Annotated in this window: 14 protein-coding genes and 1 pseudogene; 6 read left to right on the top strand and 9 right to left on the bottom strand. The window is 62.1% G+C overall.

The genetic code is table 11. The annotated features are described in order from the left end of the window. Positions 1-240 precede the first annotated feature (240 nt). The gene (locus U1H82_RS14260; protein WP_322965624.1) at positions 241-1,152 is read left to right on the top strand and encodes a hypothetical protein; all 912 of its coding nucleotides are present in this window, start codon (positions 241-243) and stop codon (positions 1,150-1,152) included. On the opposite strand, the gene U1H82_RS14265 is transcribed toward U1H82_RS14260, so the two are convergent. Both U1H82_RS14265 and U1H82_RS14270 read right to left on the bottom strand, forming a co-directional pair. Then, entirely contained in the window at positions 1,145-1,960 is an 816-nt protein-coding gene (locus tag U1H82_RS14265; RefSeq protein WP_322965625.1) for a hypothetical protein, read from the bottom strand. The genes U1H82_RS14260 and U1H82_RS14265 overlap by 8 nt on opposite strands. A gap of 9 nt (positions 1,961-1,969) precedes the next feature. After that, positions 1,970-2,647: a DUF4145 domain-containing protein gene (locus U1H82_RS14270; RefSeq protein WP_322965626.1), complete on the bottom strand. Its 678-nt coding sequence runs from the start codon at positions 2,645-2,647 to the stop codon at positions 1,970-1,972. Positions 2,648-3,179: 532 nt separating this feature from the next. Here U1H82_RS14270 and U1H82_RS14280 point away from each other — a divergent pair. Beyond that, positions 3,180-4,611, top strand: a pseudogene (locus U1H82_RS14280) (ISNCY family transposase). 65 nt (positions 4,612-4,676) lie between these two features. Here U1H82_RS14280 and U1H82_RS14285 read toward each other — a convergent pair. After that, positions 4,677-5,141: a GNAT family N-acetyltransferase gene (locus U1H82_RS14285; RefSeq protein WP_322965628.1), complete on the bottom strand. Its 465-nt coding sequence runs from the start codon at positions 5,139-5,141 to the stop codon at positions 4,677-4,679. A 78-nt stretch (positions 5,142-5,219) separates the two neighbouring features. On the opposite strand from U1H82_RS14285, the gene U1H82_RS14290 reads away from it, so the two are divergent. Further along, positions 5,220-6,176, top strand: coding sequence for a bifunctional helix-turn-helix transcriptional regulator/GNAT family N-acetyltransferase (locus tag U1H82_RS14290; RefSeq protein ID WP_322965629.1), 957 nt, complete (start codon positions 5,220-5,222; stop codon positions 6,174-6,176). 110 nt (positions 6,177-6,286) lie between these two features. Here the strand turns inward: U1H82_RS14290 and U1H82_RS14295 are convergent, their stop codons facing one another. From U1H82_RS14295 to U1H82_RS14310, 4 genes are all read right to left on the bottom strand, one after another. Then, positions 6,287-6,853, bottom strand: coding sequence for a recombinase family protein (locus U1H82_RS14295; protein WP_322965630.1), 567 nt, complete (start codon positions 6,851-6,853; stop codon positions 6,287-6,289). Positions 6,854-6,952: 99 nt separating this feature from the next. Beyond that, positions 6,953-9,028, bottom strand: a complete 2,076-nt coding sequence (locus U1H82_RS14300) for a TonB-dependent receptor domain-containing protein (RefSeq protein ID WP_322965631.1) — start codon at positions 9,026-9,028, stop codon at positions 6,953-6,955. A 344-nt stretch (positions 9,029-9,372) separates the two neighbouring features. Then, positions 9,373-10,206 carry a LytR/AlgR family response regulator transcription factor gene (locus U1H82_RS14305; RefSeq protein WP_322965632.1) on the bottom strand — a complete coding sequence of 278 codons (834 nt, stop codon included), beginning with the start codon at positions 10,204-10,206 and terminating at the stop codon, positions 9,373-9,375. A gap of 177 nt (positions 10,207-10,383) precedes the next feature. Beyond that, positions 10,384-10,980 (bottom strand): hypothetical protein, encoded by a 597-nt coding sequence (locus U1H82_RS14310; RefSeq protein WP_322965633.1) that lies wholly within the window; start codon positions 10,978-10,980, stop codon positions 10,384-10,386. 86 nt (positions 10,981-11,066) lie between these two features. On the opposite strand from U1H82_RS14310, the gene U1H82_RS14315 reads away from it, so the two are divergent. Next, positions 11,067-11,744 carry a helix-turn-helix transcriptional regulator gene (locus U1H82_RS14315; protein WP_322965634.1) on the top strand — a complete coding sequence of 226 codons (678 nt, stop codon included), beginning with the start codon at positions 11,067-11,069 and terminating at the stop codon, positions 11,742-11,744. A gap of 119 nt (positions 11,745-11,863) precedes the next feature. Here the strand turns inward: U1H82_RS14315 and U1H82_RS14320 are convergent, their stop codons facing one another. After that, positions 11,864-12,844 (bottom strand): alpha/beta fold hydrolase, encoded by a 981-nt coding sequence (locus U1H82_RS14320; RefSeq protein WP_322965635.1) that lies wholly within the window; start codon positions 12,842-12,844, stop codon positions 11,864-11,866. A 219-nt stretch (positions 12,845-13,063) separates the two neighbouring features. Continuing rightward, entirely contained in the window at positions 13,064-13,789 is a 726-nt protein-coding gene (locus U1H82_RS14325) for a helix-turn-helix domain-containing protein (protein ID WP_322965636.1), read from the bottom strand. A 127-nt stretch (positions 13,790-13,916) separates the two neighbouring features. On the opposite strand from U1H82_RS14325, the gene U1H82_RS14330 reads away from it, so the two are divergent. Both U1H82_RS14330 and U1H82_RS14335 read left to right on the top strand, forming a co-directional pair. Further along, positions 13,917-14,507: an NADPH-dependent F420 reductase gene (locus U1H82_RS14330; RefSeq protein ID WP_322965637.1), complete on the top strand. Its 591-nt coding sequence runs from the start codon at positions 13,917-13,919 to the stop codon at positions 14,505-14,507. 675 nt (positions 14,508-15,182) lie between these two features. Then, a protein-coding gene (locus U1H82_RS14335; RefSeq protein ID WP_322962882.1) for an IS3 family transposase occupies positions 15,183-16,390 on the top strand; the annotation gives its coding sequence in 2 pieces (ribosomal slippage) (positions 15,183-15,507 and positions 15,507-16,390; 1,209 coding nt in all). Positions 16,391-16,419: the final 29 nt, after the last annotated feature.

Genomic DNA, 16,419 nt, shown 5'->3' on the forward strand with positions numbered 1-16,419 from the left:
GACATTTTACTCGACGCCTGAGCGAGCAGGTTAATATCGCAACATGAACACGCCCTACGATAATTCCGTGCTCGTCTAATAGGTCTGCAATGCCCTTGAATGCGATCGGCACGACGTAAGGGATTTGATCGGCGCGATCGAGGACGAGCGCACCACGCCCAACCGCTTCCTCCACGATGGCTAGTTGCTGTTTCTCAGGCAGCACATAGATGAATACCGGAACGCTTTGCGAACATACCAGTGATCCAGTATGATGCAGGCATGTCCGACCTAGCTCAGTCTCGCCCTTATTACAGCGCACGTCGCGGCGGCAGCCGAGCGATGCGGCTCGACCTAGACACCCTGAAAACGCTTTTTGATAGCGTCTACTCGCACCTGCAAACCAACGGCTTCTTCGATGAGGCATTCGGCTCGTATTGCGTCGATGCAGGTGACATTGAGGGCACGATCGGCAGCAACGTCGAAGCGTATGTACTCTTCACGCTGATGAAGAAGAATATTTGGCCGATCCGTGAAAAACTGGAAGCCTATGAGGAAGCCGATCTATTCGACGTCATCGAGTTCCTGTTCGATCACGTCAGCGAGCCTCAGCAGAAGGATTATCACGACTGGAGCGGCTGTGGGTATCATTATAGCGACTTCGACAAGGCGAAGGGCCAGCAAGAATATCGCAACCGGGTCAATCCGCTGCTCGTGCGGTATGGTGAGGGCTATGAGCTAACCGACAAGGGCGAACTGATGGTGGTGGCGCCAGAGGGCGTTCAGCACCTTCTGAGAGCGCAGCTGCCAACCCGGGACGCAACGGTCAATGACAAGGTGAGTATCGCGGTCGAGAAGTTCCGTCGCTACGGTAGCAGCATGGACGAGCGGCAAAGCGCAGTTCGCGACCTTGCCGATGTGCTGGAGTGGCTGCGCCCACAGATCAAGGAAACGCTGCTAAGGGCGGATGAGCAGGAGTTGTTTAAGCTGGCTAACAACTTTGGTATCAGGCACCTCAGGCAGGATCAGAAGTTGGATTATGATCGAGCCGTCTGGCTGAGCTGGATGTTCTATCACTATCTGGCGACGATCAACGCTTGCCTGCATTTGATTGAGCGGCAGAAGCGCACGCGAGCTGCGTCCCCGGCTCCGAAGGAAGCGCTAGTCAAATAGAGCCGCGCTTGAGCCGGTCCATGAAATAGTCGGCAGTGAGCAATGACATGGCATAGCGATAGGTGGCCGTGCCCTGCGTGCTCACTCCGGCGTGGACGCCTTCGGTGCCCATCAGACCGCTAAGTTTGAACACGAACTCTGCCTCCGGCGAGCCGCGCTTTTCCTGCCGTGAAGGTGCAAAGAAGCCGGACTCCTCCAGCTTCTTCCGGGCATCGCTTTCCTCGCGGGGTTGGCTGGCCCGCTCAGCGACTTGGCAGATTGCCACAAAGAGAGAACCCAGGAAGCCTCTTCCGATACCATTGGCAGCTTCCCAACTCCCGGCATCAAGTGCCGTCTCATATTGCTCGAGACGGCTCAACGCCTCGTTGAACATGGGATCCGCTAGGTTCTGACGGAGGCGGGATCGCTGATCCTGCAAGGGGAGCGGCGCGGTGGGCAACAGGGTGCCCTCTTCGATTGCCCAACCATCGACAGCGAGGCTGTTTCTCAGCGCCGCGAAGATCGGCAGCTCTTCGGCAGGTTCGTCGCTAAACAGGCTTTTGCGTCGAGTGGGCACTTGCCTCGTGGCATCGCGGATGAGAACGTCGAATATTAGGTCGCCCTCGGTGTCCCTGCGCTCCATGTTGCGTCGGATGGTAGCCGTCAGGAGGTTGCGGAGTTTGGGCGTGGTTAGGCTATATCCTGCCGCCGCGTCTAGATCTTCGCCCAAGCCGTGCTCTTCAAAGAGCCGGATGAACTCGGCATTGGTGCAGCATTTTTCGAGAACGTCGAGTGCGCGGCAGAAGGTGATCCAGCGAAATCGAGCCATGATGTCAGCCTAAATCTCAATCTTGTCGAGCGCGCGAATGGCCTTGTCCGCCAGTTCGTAAAAGCGCAGCGCATCGGTGGTTGTCACCTCTTGCTGATGCGCGGCGGCATTTCGGATACTTCGCAAATCTCTCAGCATTTCAAACACGGCAGGGGTGATGCGCTTCTGATGAAGGAGGTTGTTGCCAATGACGATCGGGTTCCGCATCTCTTTGGGGGCGAGGTTCATGTCCTTGCCAAGCTGGTAGAGCAGCCGTTCGATCGTGCCCCAGCTATCTAGGATTGCTGCGCTCGGTGAAATCGCGATTAGCTGTTGGAAGCGCACGTCAGGCAAAGTCAGGTCCACAGCCGGATCGTCAGGGACCTCGCGGCTTTTGTCCTCGACCCTATCCAGCTGCTCAGACAATTCCACGGAAGCGCCGCCCCAATTCAGCTTGCGTATCTTGGCGAGCAAGCTGGCGATCTGCTTGTGGAAGATGGCCGCGATGATGACGGCAGCGACTGGCCACGCCAGCGAACCAATAGCCGACGCGAAAAATTCTAGGCCGCCCATGCCTTCATCGGCCTTCTCCGGCTTGCCGATAACCAGCTGAATTACCTGAGGTGTCTCCACCTTCCCGGGCGGCAACGCTACCGGCTTGACCGGCGCAGGCGCGGCAACGGGTGCCGCTAGTTGGTGATTAGCCATATCTTCCCCCGCGTGCTGATGCGGACCTAGCACAAGGACGGCTGATTGGAAGTCAGTCCTTGCTGTTATCGATGTCGCAAGTTCCCCACTTGGCGAGCAACGCGTCTAGCCAAAGCACTAAACTTCATGCCCTGGAACCGCTCATGAGCGGTTCTCGGCCATTTCGCGCGGCGCTGCCCGGCGGCTTTTTTGGTGGGAATGGCCGCTTTATGCGCACTCGGCCATTCCACTGTCAGCATAGTACCGACAGCTTTGTCCCACCCTCAGACATTCGCCCGGGCTGACCAAGCCCGCTGCTGGCGCAGCGGGTCCGGGGTCAGGAGCCGATAAGTTATCGCATCAGCGGGGGCAGCGCTGCGCTGCTTGAGGGGCTCCACGCTGCCCCCGCTGCCACGAGGCGTGTCGCACTTCGGCTTGAAACTGCAGCGCCAAATACAAATGACACCACTCTGCTAGATAGAAATGGCACTGCCGGTGCTGTCAGCGGGTCGCCGGTGTCATAGCCTTCCTCGGCAACGAGGACGCGCATGGTATGACGGTGCTGACGATGAGTGCTGCAGAGATCACCCGGTTCGACACGTTGATGCGGGTCGACCGCGGCGAGATCCAGATCCCGGACGCGATGGAACTGCTGGGCCTCCAGCGGCGGCAAAATTTACCGGCTGCTCCGCCGTCTTCGGCAGGAAGGCGCTGCGGGCCTCGTCTCGCGCAAGCGCGGGCGGCCGAGCAATCGGCGCTTTAGCGATGCCTTCCGCGCCGAGGTGGTCGCGCTGGTGCGCGAACACTATGCCGACTTTGGCCCGACGCTCGCGCGCGAGTACCTCGCCGAGCGCCATGGTCTGGGACTGTCGTGTGAAACGCTGCGACAGATCATGATGGAAGCCGGCCTCTGGAAAGACCGCGCAGCTAGGCGCCCTCGCCCCTATCAGCCCCGCTACCGGCGCGACTGTCGCGGCGAGCTGGTCCAGGTCGACGGCTCAAAACACTGGTGGTTCGAGGACCGCGGCCCGCAATGCACGCTGCTGGTGTTCATCGACGACGCAACGAGCGAGCTGATGCACCTCGAGATGGTCGAGAGCGAGAGCACGTTTTCCTACATGCGCGCGACGCGGACGTACCTTGAGCGGCACGGCAAGCCGGTCGCCTTCTACACGGACAAGCACAGCGCCTTTCGCAACAACACGGCCTCGGCAAACGGCGACGGGATGACCCATCTTGGGCGCGCGCTGGACCGGCTGAACATCGAGCTGATCTGCGCAAACTCGCCGCAGGCGAAGGGCCGTGTGGAGCGCGCCAATGCCACACTGCAGGACCGGCTCGTCAAGGCGATGCGGCTCCACCGCATCAACACCATCGACGAAGCCAACGCCTTCCTCCCCTCCTACATGGCGCAGCACAATCAACGGTTCGCCAAGGCGCCCTTCGACCCGCGCGATCTGCACCGGCCGCTCGCCATCCACGAGAACCTCGAAGCCGAGATGGTCTGGCGCGAGCAGCGCACAGTCACGGGCGCCCTCACCCTCCATTACAACAAGGCGATGTTCATCCTGGAGCCGTCCCCGGTCGCACAGGGCCTCGCCCGCAAGAAGGTGGATGTGTGCGAGTATCCGGATGGCCGGCTCGAGATCCAGCACGACGGCGAAGTCCTGCCCTATCGCGTCTTCGACAAGATGCGCCGGGTGAACCAGGCGCCGGTGGTCGACAATAAGCACCTCGACGCGGCACTCGCCCTCGCTCACGCCATCCAGCAAGTGCAGCCGCACCACGCCAAGCGCAACAACAACGAGCCTGCGCGTACCGCCCAGCCCGGCGGCATGTTCAAGACCCCCTCGCCCGTACCCCCTGGGCCGAAGCTGGATCGCCGCAAACTGGGCAATCAGCGCCTCAAGCGAGGTCCCCGCCTTTCCAACGATGAACTCGTTGGGCGTGGCTTGGGAGAGTACGTCCACCAGCAGACAGGATGACCGGATACCGCGCCTGCCGGTGTCTCAAAAACGATCGAATTTTGGGAAAGCCCGACCTCGATTGATTAAAGGTGTAATCCGAGGAATGAAGCGCCGGGAACGGGATTGAAAGAGATGGGCTCGGCCGCGACAAAGCCAAGGTTCGCATACAGGGTGCGGGCTGGAACAAACTTCCCATGCACGTCGAGCCGCATTTCGCGGTAGCCAGCGGCACGAGCCTCCTCAATTAGCCGCTCCGCCAACGCGCGGCCTAGCTGCCGACCACGCGCCTGGGGGCGGACGTACAGTCGCTTCATTTCGCATATAGTGGGAGTGACCTGTCGCATGGCGACGCACCCCTCGATCGCGCCATCCGCCTCCGCGAGCAGCACGCAGCCCTTAGGAGCGGTATACTTCTCGGTGAAGGTCGCGAACTCGACCTCGTTGTCCTGATAATCGAGATTCACTGGGGAGTTGGCGATGAACTCCCGCCAGATGCCGAGAACAGCCACGCTGTCCGCCGGAAACTCTGCATGCCTGATGACCGACATAACCCCGTCCCGCCTTTCCTGCTTCCCATCTGACCTATCCAGTATATAACGCGGTATATATCAGGCAATGGGGTTTTTATGAGCGATGTGATCCGCGAAATGGGGGCGGGCTTCCTGGGAAGTCGGCTGAAGAGGTTGGGAGAACGGATGCAGGCTGGCGCGGCACGGGTTATCACCAGTGCCGGCCTGGAAGTGCAGCCCGCCCATATGCCCCTGCTCGTCGCCTTGGACGGCCGCGCCCTGACGATCGGCCAGCTCGTGCAAGCGGTAGGCATAAGTCAGCCCGGCGTGACGCGGGGCGTCGGCCAGCTCGTGGACATGGGGCTGGTGCAGGCGGAGACAGGCAGCGATCAGCGACACCGAACCATATCGCTCACTGACGATGGTGCTGCCGCGATCGCCCGCGCCAAACTCTTCGTCTGGCCGCAGGTCACCGAGGCCGTCGATCGGCTTTTGGGCGGACGCTCCGAAGAACTTCTGGCGATTCTCGCGCAAGTGGAAGATGCGCTCGCGTCAACCCCGCTCGATCAACTGGCGGCGCAGGCCCGGCCCGAGGTGCTGTCCATTCGCGACTATTCCGACGATCTCGCCCGAGAGTTTCACGACATCAACGCCGAATGGATCTCCGACATGTTCCGCATGGAAGAGACGGACCGAAAAACGCTGGAAAATCCGCGCGCCAGCATCATCGACGCTGGCGGTGCCATCCTGTTCGTGGAGGCGGTAGGGATGGGGATCATCGGAACGTGCGCGCTACAGAAGACCGGCACGACGGGCTTCGAGCTGACCAAGATGGGAGTCCGCAAGGCCGCACGAGGGCTCAAGGCCGGCGAGTTTCTGTTGAACGCCGTCATCGACAAGGCGCAGGAACTGGGCGCCGATCCCCTCTACCTGTTGACGAACGGTCGCTGTGCCGCGGCGATCCACCTCTATGAGAAGCTGGGCTTCCAGCACGATCCCGGCATCATGGCAGACTATGGCGCGCGCTATGCCAGGTGCGACGTTGCCATGCGCTACAATCGGGCGAGCGCATAGAACTGTGCCAGCCAAGGGCCGCTATGTTCCCATAAACGAACGGCCAGTGAGGCGACCATCTCATTCCCGATTGCCGTGGAGGTTCTGGATGCGAGAAAAGGCAGGCCGGTTCAGTTTGTCGGTCGCTGGCCACCGGGGCAGTGACGGTAGAACGTCGATAAGCCCACCTGGAGCAGTTTCGCGATCTTGGCTGGCTTGTCGCCCGCAGCGAGCAGTTTGCGCGCCGTATCGATCTTGTCAGGTGTCATCGCTGCCTTCCGTCCTCCACCACTGCCACCCTTCGCTCGAACGGCGGCCAAGCCAGCGATGGTGCGCTCCTTGATGAGTTCGCGCTCCATTTCAGCAACCGAGGCGAGGATGTGAAAAAGCAGCCGTCCGGACGATGTTGCGGTATCGAAGCCGTCAGTCAGCGATCGGAAATCGACATTGCGCGCTGATAGGCCCGCCGCCAGTTCGATGAGGCCTCGGATGGATCGACCGAGCCGATCCAACTTCCAGATGACGACCGCATCGCCGGCTCGCGCGAACTCGAGAGCGTCGGCAAGCCCGGGGCGGTCGGATTTTGCACCGCTTGCCTTGTCGGTGAAGATCCTTTCACAACCCGCCTTGGTCAGCGCATCGATTTGCAGGGCCAGATCCTGATCGGCTGTCGAGACACGCGCGTAACCTATCAGCATTTTGTGTCCCCTTGCTGTCAGTTCGCGGGGAGTGCGGCGTGGTTGATCGCCGCACTCGAGGTTCCGCCGAAGGGCTGGCTCATTGGGTCGCACGTTCCCCTACGATCCCGCTGTCGGTAGCGTCGTGAAATCGAATTGTTCCGGCTGTCGCCGTGGTGTCGAACCCAGATTGTAGGTCAGGCCGATCAACACCGAGCGCAACTTCAAATGCTGCCCGGACTGGTCGCGGAACTGGGGCGTGTCATAGGCGCTTCGAATCCTGAAGCTGTTCAGCAGGTCGCGCCCGGTCAGGTTGAGGGAGAAGCGGCTATCGAGCTTCCGGCGGTAACCGAAATTGAGCATCCCGCCCACCTCACGCTCGCCCTGGGCCAGCAGCGTATCGCCCACCCAGAAGCCCGACAGCTGGACGAAATCCGCCTTGGTGGGTTGCCAGTCGAGGCTGAACCGGCCGCTGGCGAGCAAAGCCTCTCGATGCGCGCCGCCTGGAATGCCGTCCGCGCGAACCGATTGATGGAACAGATTGGTCCCGGCGCTGTAGCGTAGCGTCGGCAGCAACGGGCCGTTCAGCGACAGCTCCATGCCGATGTCGCGTCGCGCGCCCAGGTTCTCGGGTCGGGTAAGCAGCAGCCCATTGCCGATATCCTGGGCAATATCGGTGAACGACCGGTTCGTATCGCGGAGGTATAGCGTCGCCTGGTAGAACCCCTGACCTTGGCGTCGCTGCCAGGTCATTTCCGCCGCATTTGTCTCCTGCGGCCGCAATCCGGCATTGCCTGACCGGCGGTTGAGGGGGTCGACGAAAATGATGGCGGAATTGAGCTGACCTGGCTGCGGCCGCTGGATGCGCCGGGAAAAGCTGGCGCGCAGCGTCTCGGTCGGGGACAGCCGATATTCGACATGCGCGGTTGGAAAGGCGCGGAAATAGTGCGGCCCCTCCGGCGCGCTGCCGTTCAGATCGTCGATGTGGATTTCCGTGTGTTCGAGCCGCAGTCCGGCTTGCGCGGACAGGTCGGCGCTCAACGGCCATTCGTATGTGGAATAGAGGGCATTGACGGTCTGGCGCCCGCGAAAGGCGTTGGTCAGCGCGTCGACGACCGCGAGTTGATCCACTGCCGCACCACGCCGGAACCCGAACCGCTGCTCGGGGCGCTGGTCGGTCAGTTCGTACCCGAGGCGGAGCTTTCCACCACTGGCGAGAGGCCGGACGTAGGCGCTGGTGAAACCGAGCGTCGCCAGGCCGATGTGCTGGTCGGATCGCTCGAACAGATCCGGCCCCGCCGGCAGGTCGTAGCGGGTCGTGACACGGAACAGGTTATCCGTGTCGTTGGTGTCATACCGCAACTCGTTGGTCCATTCATGACCGGCGTTGTCGAAGCGGCGGAGCATGCGCAGCGTGCCGCCCCAGTTGGTGACGTCGAACGCTGCCGAACCATCTCGCGCGAAGGCGCCCGTCTGATTGCTTGATGCATCGCGGATGTCGAACACGTCGAGGCCCGTACCGAATGTCCGGATCGACGTGCCGCGTGCCTCAGCCGTCAATTGGGTGCGGCTGTCTAGCCGATATTCGGCGGTCAGTCGACCGACCGTGCCCCGCTGGCTCGACGTGATCTCCTGATCGTCGCGGGTCGTCGACGTCACGGCCCCGGTACTGGGGTCCAGCAATTCCCGCACCCGGAACAAGCTGAGCGTGACGGGATCGTACCGGCTGCTGATGTCACCCGACAAGGTCCAGCGTCCGCGCTGCCATGATCCGCTGGCCGCGCCCGTCCAGCGGCCACGATCGCCGACTGCGCCGCGGATCGAGCCGGTCGCCGTCGTACCGGCGCGGGGCGCGGTCGGCTTGGTGATGAGGTTGATGACGCCGCCCGATCCTTCCGGACTATAGGCGGCGGAGGGATTGGTCATCACCTCGACCCGTGCGTAGCGATCCGCCGGGAGTTGCAGGATCGTCTGGCCGCGGGACGGGCCGGTGAGCAGCCCGGATGGCTGACCATCGACCAGGATGGTGACGCTCGGATCTCCGCGGAGCGATACGTTTCCCTCAGGATCGACGTCGACGGACGGCACGCCGCGCAGCGCATCCGCCAGCGTGCCATTGGTCGCCTGGAGGTTCTTCGACAGGCTATAACTGGTCGCGTCGATCGATGTCTGAACGCCATCGCGGGACCCCGTCACCGTTATCGTGCCATCCTTCTCCTTCTGTCCGTCAGGAACCGTGGTTGCGGGTGGCGCTGGGCGTGAGGGAGCCACCGTTGCCGGCGTCTTCTGGGCCGAGGTCGGTACGGGCAGAGCGGCACCCAGCAGCGAGGCGACCCGTATTGCGGCCCGGAGTGAAGCGGTTCGATGAGGCATGTGCTTCGGCTTCCCAAAGGTGTCTGGTCGAGCCGGGCTATGGTTTTTCAGTGGCTTGTTGCGGAAAATGCCGTGAACGAACACGTCCAACGACGAACGGACAGGCCATTTGAGGCGAACTGCTGTGTTGCTCGGCGAACGGTCATCTTCGTCCGCCGAGTGGCAGGTCAGACCACGAAGCTGCGGAGGAGTTGCGCGCCGGATCGGCTGACCTCGACCTGCGGGCCGCTCGTGAGATGCGCGATCATCCGGCCGTTGCCGGCGGGTTCCAGTCGCTCGAGATGGTCGAGATTGATGATGCTCGACCGATGGACCCGGACGAACCGATGCGGGTCAAGCCGCTGCTGGAACTCGCCAAGGCTCATTCGGACGAGGTGGCACTTGCCCGTCGACGTCGTCACTTCGCTATAATCCTGCGCGCCGACGATCGAGACGATGTTCGCCACCTGCACCGGCACGAACTCGTCGTCGGTGCGGATCAGATAGCGTTCAAGCGGTGGGGCGGCCTCTACGAACGACACCGGCGACGCCTCTCGCCCGCCGCGCACGGCATAGCAGATGGCCGCGACGAGGGCGTAGAGGACCAACCCCTGGAATGCCTGCCACACCTGCGCGACCGGCGGGAAACTGTAGATGCGGATGCCGCCATTATGCGTCGCAGCCCCCAGTGCCTGCAGCAGCAGCACGGCCCAGTACCATATCACGGCGAACGATGGCGCCATAACGATATGCGCAAGATACTGCACCGCTACGCCTTGCGGCATGACGTAGGTCTTCAGGACCGCCTGGGTCAGTGCTGCCAGCAAGGCAAGCGGCCCGACATTCGATGCCGCCATCAGCAACGCGACAAGCGGCGTCACATTCGGCCAGAAATTGTAGAAGACGACCCAATACAGCGCAGTCAGCAGCAGTGCGCCGACCGTCCAGAGAACGAGCAGGCTCGGTGGCCGTAACGGCATCGCCGACAGCCGGGCGAGAGGAGATGGTTGCGGAACCGACATTCCCGGTTGGTACGCGAAACGAGACGGGGTTAGTCAACGGTTCAAATAACCCTCGGCGCGGGGCGTGGGGCTTCTTTTCTCGCGATCTCGCCACGGGTCGCTCGAGTGCGGCTCGAAACGAGGGGCCCCTTCTCTCAACGGATCAATTTCGGGAAAGCCCGGACGCTAACGACCAACTCAAACGATCGTGCCGAACTCCATGCTCACTGGATCGATCATGGAGAGGAAATGCTCACAATCCACGTTGCCGATCCAACCGGCGCAGATCGCTTCGGCATGATCCTGGTCACTGGCAAAGGCCAGATCGATGAACGTGCCATCCTGTAGCTTCACAAGATGCTGGCGCCGCCATCCAGCCTGGTGCCCCAGATGACGGGACACCATCACCGCATAGGCGGCTCGCATCGCGCTTTCCTCGACACCGGGTTTCAGTTTGAAGCGACCAAGCTCGATGCCATTTCCCGCCACGACCGGCTGCGGTTCGAGTGATGGCGCGATATAGTGAGCCATGCTCGTGACCGTCGCGACCGAGCCGCGAAAGTCCGCAAATTCAGCGGCGTTCCCGACCACTTGAGCGGCGACGCGGGCGCTATGATGATCGGTCCAGGCGACCAGATCGACCCGCGCGTTCGCATCGTCCACACCTTTGAAGGACGTCCAGGCGACGAAGCCTGGTTGGTGGGCAAGCAGCGCCCGTGCGTCGTCGCGAATCCTGTCCGCCTGATCCGCATCGTTGGTCCTGTAGGTGACGATCTCATAGCAAATGGCGGTCATGGCGTTTCCTGACGATGACGTTCGTGAAGCCGCGAGATACACATCGCCCCTGACAGTTTCGGTCAGGATGGAACGACAACCTTCCCATGCGCCCACTGCGGCTTTTTGCGCTTCTCGATCACCTGCGCGGACGGTCCGTCCCGATCTCGGCAGACACGCTGGCCGAGATGCTCGGCGTGTCGGTGCGGACGATCTATCGCGACATGGTGACATTGCAGGCCATGGGGGCGCCGGTTCGCGGTGAACCGGGCATCGGATATCAATTGGAGCAGGGCTATTTCCTGCCGCCGCTGCATCTGGATCATGATGAAATGGATGCGGTCATGCTGGGGATGCGGCTGATCGCGGCGCGTAGCGACGAACCGCTGGCGGCCGCCGCGCGACGGGCATCGGCGAAGTTTGCCGCCTCGATGGAACCCGACAGGCAAGCAGCCTATTCGAACCTGCCGCTGCGCGCAGTGTCGAAGCAGACATCGGAGAACGAGGGCGCCAAGGCCCACCTGTCCCTACTGCGCGATGCCATACGCCAGCGCCTGATCCTCCGGATCATCTATGTGGGCCTTTCGGATAACGAGAGCGAGCGGACCATAAGGCCGCTTGGGCTGACGCTGTTCGATTCAGCCTGGCTCCTTACCGCTTGGTGTGAAGTCAGGAACGCCTTTCGCAACTTCCGCGCCGACCGAATTGCTGCCGTCAGCGGCACGGGCACCACATTCAGACACGAGAAGGGTCGGCGTTTCGAGGACTATCTGAAGACGCTCTGACGGCCCAAACCCGTCAGAGTTCGCTTCCCGATTGCGAACGGCCTGCGAGACGATCCGGGCCTTCCCAGAAGGATCAAATTTGGGAACGGTGAAGGCTTCCCGAAACCTGTTGAGGCCGATCATTTGGGAACGCCATTTTCCGACCTGACCTTTGCGACAAGCCTCTCCACTTGGTCGCCCACTAATCCGGGATTTTCCTCTGCAATAGGATGATGATTGCCCCTCGCGATGACCGTTTCGGTGTCCCTCGACAGGGTCGCCAGCTTGGCTTGAGCGGCAGGCCATTCGGGTTCGTACTTCTCGGGAACACCCATGCCACCGGGACGGCCATGCTGGATGACGATCAAGGGGCGTGATCCTAGTGCGCCCGCCACGACCTTCGGTCGCATGGCCACCGGGGTTCGCTCCCAACGGTCTATCGTATCCAGCGCGTAGCTTGGCATAGGCTTCGACCAGACGGCATCGAACTGCCCACGCAGGTTCGCCGGAAGGGCGTCCACCCATTCCGGCACGGAGAAGGGAAGCAACAGCCGGACAGCGCCGACGCGCCATCCCGCCTGCCAGATGGGGTCCATCATCCGCATGGAGGAGAACTCGTCCGGGCTGCCGCGAAACCACAGATCGGGTTCCGAGCCATCCACCATCACCATGCCCGCCACGCTGGATGGGAACTGATCGAAGAATGACAGGGCGATCACATTGCCCCCGGATTCCGGCACGAGGACAAGCGGGGTCGCAAGATGCGCTCTTTGCACGATCTCCTTCAGATCGCGAACCTGATCGGCAAGCCCCATCGGCTTTGCGGGGGGATCGCTCCACCCAAGGCCCGCCCGATCATAGCTGCATACCGTGGTGAACTTCGCAATCCTGCTCTGCGCGGCATACATCGTCACGGATGGGGTGCCGTCACCCGACAGAAGAAGGACGGTCGGACTTCCTCGACCCGCGCACCATAGATGCAGGCGATGGTCGCCTACCGATACCAATGCGCCGGGGGGCGGGAAACGCGCAGCGTCACAATGCTCGGCCCATTGCTGATATAGAAAACCAAACACCAACAGGACGCCTATGACGATCCCGATCCGCTTCAAAATTTTCACTGCCGCCCCCCGTCAGCCGATCGCCATCAGAGTTGAAGGCTGAAGCGGCTGCATGATCGGGGATCGTGGCGGCAATGGGGACTTGCCGGGGCATAGTGAGACTTTCCCATTTAGGAACGACAACCGAGACGGCCGGGGCATTCTCGATCGCGATGGGCAGAAGAGAAAGCACCAGCGTTCTCGCAACCGGCTCAGGCATCCATCGTCATTCGCCGCGGGCTAACTCATCAGGATCTGGGACGGGGTCGTTCCAAAGAGCTGCTTGAATGCCGCGATGAACGACGACACGTCGGCATATCCGACCGCGAAGGCGGCTTCGGTAACGCTCGCCCCGGCCGACAGATGCTCTAGGGCCGCCTGCAACTTCAGGTGCTGACGCCATCGACCGAACGTCAACCCCGTCTCCTTCACGAACGACCGCGCGGCCGTCCGCTCGGTCAGCGCGGCGTTGGCGGACAAGGTAGCCAGTGTGTCGTTGCACGCTGGCGCTGCAAGAAGTCGTTCGGTTATCCGACGCAGTCGGGTGTCCTGAGGCTGGGGCAGGTAGATGTTCGCAGGCGCCAGGACGGGTAGCCGATCGAGCAGTACCGCGATCAACCGCGCCTCGGGTCCATCCGGCGGATAGTCGCCTCCGAAGCGGGCCGCGGCGATCAGCAGTTGGTCAGTCAGATGATCGACGCTGACGGCCTGTACCCCATCCGGCACCATGACTAGCTCCGGCTCGATATAGCAGGTCGTGAGCCAGAAGGGCGATCGGCTGATGATGCGGTGTTCCATGCCGGGGCCGATCCAGACCGCCCTTTGCGGCGGGATGACGATCCTGACGCGGTGCGCCTCGACGAAGGGCGCTCCCGCGCTGACATGCAGAAGTTGCGCGCGCCGGTGGTGGTGCCACGGACCCTCTGCACGGTCGTGCCGATCGGCCAGCACGAACACCGGGCGCACGGTGGAGTCCGGGTCCACGCAGTCAACGGAATGTGTCCGGTTCGCCCTATTCATTGTCGCTCTACGGCAAGGATACCGCATCCCGCGTGATTATGTCTCGGCCATTCCAGCGAGAAAGGAGAAATCCATGAACATCGTAATCCTTGGCAAGGGGAACATGGGAGCCCCGATCGCAGCGCTCGCGGCAAAGGCCGGGCATGACGTCCAATCCTTCGGCCGGGAGGGCGCACCCATCGAGGCGCTGGAGAGCGCGGACCTCGTCGTGATCGCGACCAAGTACCAGCAGGCCCTTGACCTGGCCGCGGTGCCAGACACTGCCAGCGCGCTATCGGGCAAGATCGTCGTCGACGTCACCAATCCGCTCGCCGACGACTTCATGAGCCTTATGGTCGGCCACACCACGTCAGCGGCCGAAGAGATCGCTAGGCTGCTGCCTGGCGCGCGCGTGGTCAAGGCATTCAGCACCGTCTTCGCGGCCGTCCTGAAGCGGCGCGCCGAAGGTGCCGAAACAGCTGTTCCCGTCTTCATCGCGGGCGATAACGAGGATGCCGTGGGAACCGTCGCCTCGCTTGCGCAGGCATTCGGCTTCGAAGCCATTGCTGTCGGCCCCTTGAAGAATGCCCGCTATCTCGAACCGATGACCGAACTCATGATCCAACTCGGCTACGGCTTGGGTCGTGGTGACCAGATCGGCTTTGGCCTGGTCACCGGTAGGTAAGCGACATGAGAACCTGCGCCTCGCCAGACCGCCGGCTAACGGATCTGGCGAGGCGAGCAGGGCTGTCACGAAGGGAACGGCCAGCGAGACGGCCGGGGCTTTCCCATTGGGATTGTTGATCGGGAACATCACCGCCGTCCCAAACTTGGCCGAGCGAGACGAATGGGAATCCGTCGCGTTATCGCCTTCTACTCGGGCGGATGGATAATCGCAGCAACTACACCGTCTCCTTCGGATGCATAAAAGGTGACGGGAGCCTGCCTCGGCTGAACCACGTCGATCCGCTGCGCTATGTAACCTAGAGGGGGTGGCCCAGTGTCCTTAGGCGTGAGGGCCGATCGATCGATCGAACAACGCCGTGAGATTGCGTCATCAAGTTCTCGAGCCTTGTCCTTGTCGAGAACCCATTCGATCCGTTTCATAGGGGTGTACGGCGCATCTTTTATCCAGATCTGCCTGCGCCCAACTGCCGTCCCTCGCCACACATCATCGGCTCCCCGCGCCAGGATAACGCTATATTCTTCTGTCGAGAGATGCCCCCCGCGACCATACATCATGACCATCGTTGACGCTCCAGGCATTGGCTCACCAAGCGCTTTTGAGCTGGCCCCCGTTTTGACCGGACGGATTCAAGCCTAAGAAGGAGGCTTGGGGCTATCCCCTGAGCATAGGCTTATGTCCGTGTCCGAGATCATCACCGACGGCGGTCGGCGTCGTCACTGGGGTTCCACCGAGAAGCTGAGGATCGTTGAGGAAACGCTCGATGGTCGCGAGAGCATATCGGTGGTGGCGCGCCGCAATGGCGTGGCCCCGAACCTGCTGTACCGCTGGCGGCGGCTGATGCTGGAAGGCGGAAGCGTCGCGATCGTCGGCGACGATGACGTAACCAGCAACCGTCAGGTCCGTGAGATGGAAGCCCGCATCCGCGAACTGGAGCGCCAGCTCGGCCGCAAGACGCTGGAGGTCGAGATACTGAAGGAGGCGCTGGAGCGCTCGCGCCCAAAAAAAGCGAGCTTGCTCATGCACTCGCCGCTGCCGGAGACTATCCGGTGAGCCTGGTCGCCAGCACGCTCGGCGTCGGACGCTCGACGGTGTACGACCGCCTGACCGGCAGCACCAAGACGCGCGGGCCATACACGAAGGCCGACGACGCGGACCTGTTGCCCCGCATTCGCCAGATCGCCGCGCAGCGGCCAACATACGGCTACCGCCGCATCGCGGCGGTCCTCAATCGACAGCAGCGCGCCGAAGGACTGGTGCCGGTCAACCACAAACGCGTCTACCGCATCATGGCAGCCAACCGCCTGCTGCTGGCGCGGCGCTATACCGAGCGAACCGATTACGGTCATGACGGCGTCGTGGTGGCGATCCGCTCGAACCTGCGCTGGTGCTCGGACGGGTTCGAGTTCACCTGCTGGAACGGCGAGGTCGTGCGCGGCGCCTTTATCATCGACGCCCACGACCGCGAGATCATCGCCTGGCACGCCGTCACCAATGCCGGCATCAGCGGTTCGGACGTGCGCGACATCATGCTGGAAGCCGTGGAGGCCCGCTTCGGCGGTATGCGCACGGTCGCGCCGGTTGAGATGCTGTCCGATAACGGCTCGGCCTATACCGCCCGCGAAACGCGGACCTTTGCCCGGCAACTCGGGCTCAAACCCTGCTTCACCCCTGTCCGCAGCCCGCAATCCAACGGCATCTCCGAAGCCTTCGTGCATACCCTCAAACGCGATTACGTCCGCGTCTCGTCGCTACCCGATGCACTCACCGCGTTGACATCGCTTGCCGGATGGATCGAAGACTACAACGACAACCACCCTCATTCAGGGCTCAAAATGCGTTCCCCGCGCGAGCATCGCGCAATGGTTTCTGCAACCGCTTGAATCCGTCCGGCCAAACGGGGGCCAGATCA

Origin of the sequence: Sphingomonas fuzhouensis, assembly GCF_034659795.1 — a bacterium.
GTDB classification, from domain to species: domain Bacteria; phylum Pseudomonadota; class Alphaproteobacteria; order Sphingomonadales; family Sphingomonadaceae; genus Sphingomonas; species Sphingomonas fuzhouensis.